Source organism: Mycobacterium sp. UM_Kg27, assembly GCF_000972905.1.
Taxonomy (GTDB): domain Bacteria; phylum Actinomycetota; class Actinomycetes; order Mycobacteriales; family Mycobacteriaceae; genus Mycobacterium.
Genome location: NZ_JRMM01000205.1, coordinates 1 through 4,988 on the forward strand (window position 1 = coordinate 1; position 4,988 = coordinate 4,988).

The 4,988-nt window shown below is 68.1% G+C and carries 4 protein-coding genes and 1 pseudogene; 3 read left to right on the forward strand and 2 right to left on the reverse strand.

Translation table 11 applies throughout. The features are described 5' to 3' along the window. Positions 1-143: 143 nt before the first annotated feature. Together gabT and LI94_RS20215 are read right to left on the reverse strand one after the other, a co-directional pair. Positions 144-1,493 (reverse strand): 4-aminobutyrate--2-oxoglutarate transaminase, encoded by a 1,350-nt coding sequence (gabT, locus tag LI94_RS20210; protein ID WP_152664889.1) that lies wholly within the window; start codon positions 1,491-1,493, stop codon positions 144-146. A 40-nt stretch (positions 1,494-1,533) separates the two neighbouring features. Next, positions 1,534-1,854 (reverse strand): hypothetical protein, encoded by a 321-nt coding sequence (locus LI94_RS20215; protein ID WP_046302330.1) that lies wholly within the window; start codon positions 1,852-1,854, stop codon positions 1,534-1,536. Between the two features lie 182 nt (positions 1,855-2,036). Here LI94_RS20215 and yajC point away from each other — a divergent pair, with 182 nt between their 5' ends. From yajC to LI94_RS20230, 3 genes and pseudogenes are all read left to right on the forward strand, one after another. Continuing rightward, complete coding sequence (gene yajC / locus LI94_RS20220) at positions 2,037-2,345, forward strand: preprotein translocase subunit YajC (RefSeq protein ID WP_046302331.1); 309 nt, start codon at positions 2,037-2,039, stop codon at positions 2,343-2,345. Positions 2,346-2,539: 194 nt separating this feature from the next. Then, positions 2,540-4,660 (forward strand): protein translocase subunit SecD, encoded by a 2,121-nt coding sequence (gene secD, locus LI94_RS20225; RefSeq protein ID WP_046302332.1) that lies wholly within the window; start codon positions 2,540-2,542, stop codon positions 4,658-4,660. 4 nt (positions 4,661-4,664) lie between these two features. Continuing rightward, positions 4,665-4,988, forward strand: a pseudogene (locus tag LI94_RS20230) (protein translocase subunit SecF); the annotation flags it as partial.

Here is a 4,988-nt window from a genome sequence, read left to right on the forward strand (position 1 = left end):
ACAATTACCACCGACCCCACACCGGCATCGGAGGCAAGACCCCCATCGAACGCCTACGCGTTCACAACCTGCCCGTCAAGAACACCTAGGCGACGGTCGAGGGCGCCGCTTCCCCCTGCCCCCTTGACAAATCTCATTCCATATCAGAGCTTGGCCAGCTCGCTGGCCAGCACGTCCAAGCCCTCGGACAGCAGTGCGTCGCTGATGGTCAGCGGCGGCAACAGTCGCACCACATTGCCGAAGGTTCCACAGGTCAACACGATCACACCCGCTCGGTGACACGCTGCCGCGAGCGCCGTGGTCAGGGCCGGGTCCGGTTCGCTCGTGTCGGGTCGGACCAGCTCGACGGCGATCATGGCGCCGCGGCCGCGGACATCGCCGATGCGGTCGTCGTCGGCCTGCAACCGGCCCAGCCGTTCGAAGATCAGCCGCTCCATCTGCTGGGCCCGGCCCACCAGATCGTCAGCCTCGACGGCGGCCAATGCCCCCAGCGCTGCCGCGCAGGCCACGGGGTTGCCACCGAATGTGCCGCCCAGTCCGCTGACGTGCGGGGCGTCCATGATGTCGGCGCGGCCGGTGACGGCCGCCAATGGCAGGCCCCCGCCGATCCCTTTGGCGGTGCAGATCAGATCCGGTGCCATCCCGGCTGGGCCTTCATGGTCACAGGCGAACATCGCCCCGGTGCGGGCGAAGCCCGTCTGCACCTCGTCGGCGATGAACACCACGTCGTTGTCGCGACACCAGGCCAGCAGCGCCGGCAGAAAACCGGGCGCCGGGACGATGAAGCCGCCTTCGCCTTGGATGGGTTCGATGACCAGCGCGGCCAGATTGTGGGCGCCAATCTGGTTCTCCAGGATGCCAATGGCCCGGTCGGCGGCTCGTTCCCCATCGCTGCCCAGCTCTTTGTCGATCAGGCCGTCACGGTAGGGATAGGACGTCGGCGCTCGGTAGATATCGGGCGCGAACGGGCCGAATCCGCTCTTGTACGGCATTGATTTGGCGGTGAGCGCCATGGTCAGGTTGGTGCGACCGTGGTAGCCGTGGTCGAACGCCGCCACCGCGGTCTTGCGGGTGTAGGACCGGGCGATCTTGACGGCGTTCTCCAAGGCTTCGGCACCGGAGTTGAGCAGCACCGAACGCTTCTCGAACGCACCCGGGGTGATCCGGTTCAGCGCTTCGGCGACAGCCACATATCCCTCGTATGGCGTCACCATGAAACAGGTGTGGGTGAATTCGGCGACCTGCTGCCGCACGGCGTCCACCACGCGAGGAGCGGCGTTGCCCACCGTGGTCACCGCGATCCCCGAGCCCAGGTCGATCAGGCGGTTGCCGTCGACGTCTTCCACGATGCCGCCGCCGGCCCGCGCCGCGTAGACGGGAAGCGTGCTGCCCACTCCGCGTGCCACCGCCGCCGCGCGGCGGCGCGCCAGCTGCACCGAGCCGGGCCCGGGGATCTCAGTGGCCAGATGACGGCTCTGCAGCAGCGGTGGCACTGACATGGGGTGGGGCCTCCTTAGCGGTGCTTTCCGCGGCTCAGATCTGGCCGAGTGGCCGGCACGCATTGCCGAAGGGCTGCCAATACTCGCCGGGCGGACAGTCCAGCGGCGTCGGTCCCTGACCCAGCGGCATGCAGGTGTTGGTGCTCGGCTCCCAGTACTGACCACCGGCGCAGGCCAGCGGCGTCGGTCCTTGACCCAGCGGCATGCAGCTGTTGGTGCTCGGCTCCCAGTACTGGCCGCCGGGGCAGGCCAGCGGTTCTGCCGATCCGATGGCGGGTGCGGCGATCGCTCCCAATGCCAGGGGCGCCGCTGCCAGGGCAACGGCGGTCGCCAGACCACACGCGAAGTTCCTCATCGGCCAACCTTCCCTCGAGAATCCTGACCCCCCTGTCACCGACAGCCTAGGGGGTGGACGGCGGTACCGACGCGCGGTCGCCGGACACAGTGGCACACTGTTGTCATCACAGTGGCCCGCCACACCCCGGGTGGTCCGGTGCCAAAGAATCATTCGAACAAGTCGAAAGATCGGTTGTTGTCATGGAAAACATGGTTGCCTTCCTACCGCTGCTCCTCGTCATGGGCGCCTTCATGTTCTTCGCCTCGCGGCGGCAGAAGCGCGCGATGCAGGCCACCATCGACCTGCATGAGTCGCTGCGGGTGGGCGACCGGGTGCACACGACTTCGGGGTTGCAGGGCACGATCACCCGCATCACCGACGACGACGTCGACCTGGAGATCGCGCCGGGTGTGGTGACCACCTGGCTGAAGCTGGCCGTGCGGGACAAGATCGAGCCGGAGGAGCTGACGGCCGAGGCCGCAGTCGAAGAGGCTGTCGAGGGCGCTTAACAGCTCGCCGCTGTCTGGCCAGCCGGCTGACACGCCCCGACGCGCGGAACGTCCGCCCAACGATCATCCCGGCCGGCCGGGCACGTACCCTTTTGCGGGTGCAGTGGTACTGATCGCCGCGGGCGGTCCGAGCATGGGCCAGCCCCGACGATCATGAGAGCGCATTGCGCAATGAGCGAAGGAGACTCAACAACGTGGCATCGCCTTCGGCGCCGGTGCACCCTGCCCGCAACCTGGCGGTGTTCCTGGCATTGCTCATCGGCGTCTACCTGCTGGTATTCCTGACCGGAGACAAGCTCGCCGAACCCAAACTCGGCATCGACCTGCAGGGCGGCACCCGCGTGACGCTCACCGCGCGCACCCCGGACGGCTCCACGCCCACCCGTGACGCGCTCAACCAGGCGCAACAGATCATCAGCGCCCGGGTCAACGGGCTCGGTGTCTCGGGCTCTGAGGTCATCATCGACGGCAACAACCTGGTCATCACGGTGCCGGGCAGCGACGGCAATGAGGCCCGCACCTTGGGCCAGACGGCCCGGCTCTACATCCGGCCGGTGATCAACGGTGTGTCGGTGCAGGAAGCTCAGGCAGCCGCCCGGATGCCCGGTCTCGGCGGTGGCGGTATGCCCGGCGTCCCGGGCTTGCCGCCCGGCGGTGGCGGTGTGCCCGGTCTGCCTCCGGGCCTCGGCGGTGGCGGTGTGCCCGGTCTGCCTCCGGGTCTCGGTGGCGGCGGTGTGCCCGGTCTGCCTCCGGGCCTCGGTGGCGGCGGTGTGCCCGGTCTGCCCCCGGGCGCCGGGGGTGGTGCTCCGGGTCTGCCTCCGGGCTTCGGTGCGGGCGGACAGGGCCTGTTCGGCGGGAACGGCGGGGCGCTTCCGCAGCAGCCGCTGACGCCGCCGGCCCAGCCGCGGCCCTTCCCGCAGGAGCCGACCCCGACCCCGGGAACCACTTCGTCGAGCCCCGGCTCCGAAAACACCAGCGAGACTGGCACTCCCGGCACCTCGACCGTACCGGCGCCGACGGCGCCGGGATCGCCCGCCGAGTTGCCGGCTTCCCCCGGGGCGCAGATGCCCGCCTTGCCCGGACTGCCCGGATTGCCCGGCATGCCGGGTCTGCCCGGTCAGGGTGATCAGGCCCAGGGCCTGGCCGCCCGTATCGCCGCTGAGAAGCGGTTGCGGCAGAGCGACAACAAAGTCGTGCAGGCGCTGGCCCTTCAGATCCAGGCCGGACGGTGCGACAAGGAAGACATCCTTGCCGGCAACGACGACCCGGATCTGCCGTTGGTGACCTGCTCACAGGACCAGCAGACCGCGTACCTGTTGGCGCCGTCGATCATCAGCGGCGACCAGATCGCCGACGCCAGCTCGGGCATGGACCAGCGCAGCGGCTCGAACGTCGTCCAGGTGCAGTTCAAGAGCGCCGCTGCCGACGTCTGGGCCGACTACACCGCCGCCCACATCGGCACGCAGACCGCCTTCACGCTGGACTCGCAGGTCGTCAGTGCCCCGCAGATCCAGGAGGCCATCCCCGGTGGCCGCACCCAAATCACCGGTGGCTCACCGGGATTCACTCCGGATGCGGCACGCCAGCTGGCTAACGTCTTGAAGTACGGGTCGCTGCCGCTGTCGTTTGAGGCCTCGGAAGCCGAAACCGTCTCGGCCACACTGGGAATGACCTCGCTGAAGGCGGGCCTGATCGCCGGTGCGATCGGTCTGGCCCTGGTGCTGATCTACTCGTTGCTCTACTACCGCGTACTCGGCGTGCTGACCGCGCTGTCCCTGGTGGTGGCCGGGGCCATGGTTTACGCGATCCTGATATTGCTGGGCCGGTATATCAACTACACGCTCGACTTGGCCGGTATCGCCGGTCTGATCATCGGTATCGGTACCACCGCAGACTCTTTCGTGGTGTTCTTCGAGCGCATCAAGGACGAGATCCGCGAGGGCCGGTCGTTCCGCTCGGCGGTGCCACGCGGGTGGACGCGGGCCCGCAAGACGATCGTGTCTGGCAACGCGGTCACCTTCCTTGCGGCGGCGGTGCTCTACTTCCTGGCGGTCGGACAGGTGAAGGGCTTCGCGTTCACGCTGGGTCTGACCACCATCCTCGACCTGGTGGTGGTGTTCCTGGTGACCTGGCCACTGGTCTACCTGGCGTCCAAGTCGCCGACGCTGGCCAAGCCGTCCTACAACGGTCTCGGCGCGGTTCAGCAGGTCGCACGGGAGCGGCGGGCGGTCGCCAGATCGGGAGGCGCAGCGGGCGGCAAGTCCGGAGCCAAAGCGCGCACGCGGGTAACCGCCCAGTCGACGGAACAGGGATAGCCAGATGGCCAAACCGAGCACCAGTAGCGGCACCAAGCGCGCGACGAAGTCCGCTAAGAACGACGCGGCAGCCGTCAAGGACACCAAGAGCCGGACCGCCGTGCAGGCCAAGCCTCGCAAGACCGCTGGAACCCCCAAGGCGCCCCAGCATGGGTTCCTGTCGAGGCTCTACACCGGTACCGGCGCATTCGAGGTCATCGGTAAGCGGCGGATGTGGTACGCGATCAGTGGCGCCATGGTCGCCATCGCGATCGTGAGCATCTTGGTTCGCGGCTTCACCTTCGGTATCGACTTCGCCGGCGGCACCAAAGCTGTCTCTTATACACAT

Coding starts and splice junctions, on each gene's coding strand:
- yajC (WP_046302331.1), top strand. CDS start 2,037: ATGGAAAACATGGTTGCCTTCCTACCGCTGCTCCTCGTCATGGGCGCC.
- LI94_RS20215 (WP_046302330.1), bottom strand. CDS start 1,854: ATGAGGAACTTCGCGTGTGGTCTGGCGACCGCCGTTGCCCTGGCAGCG.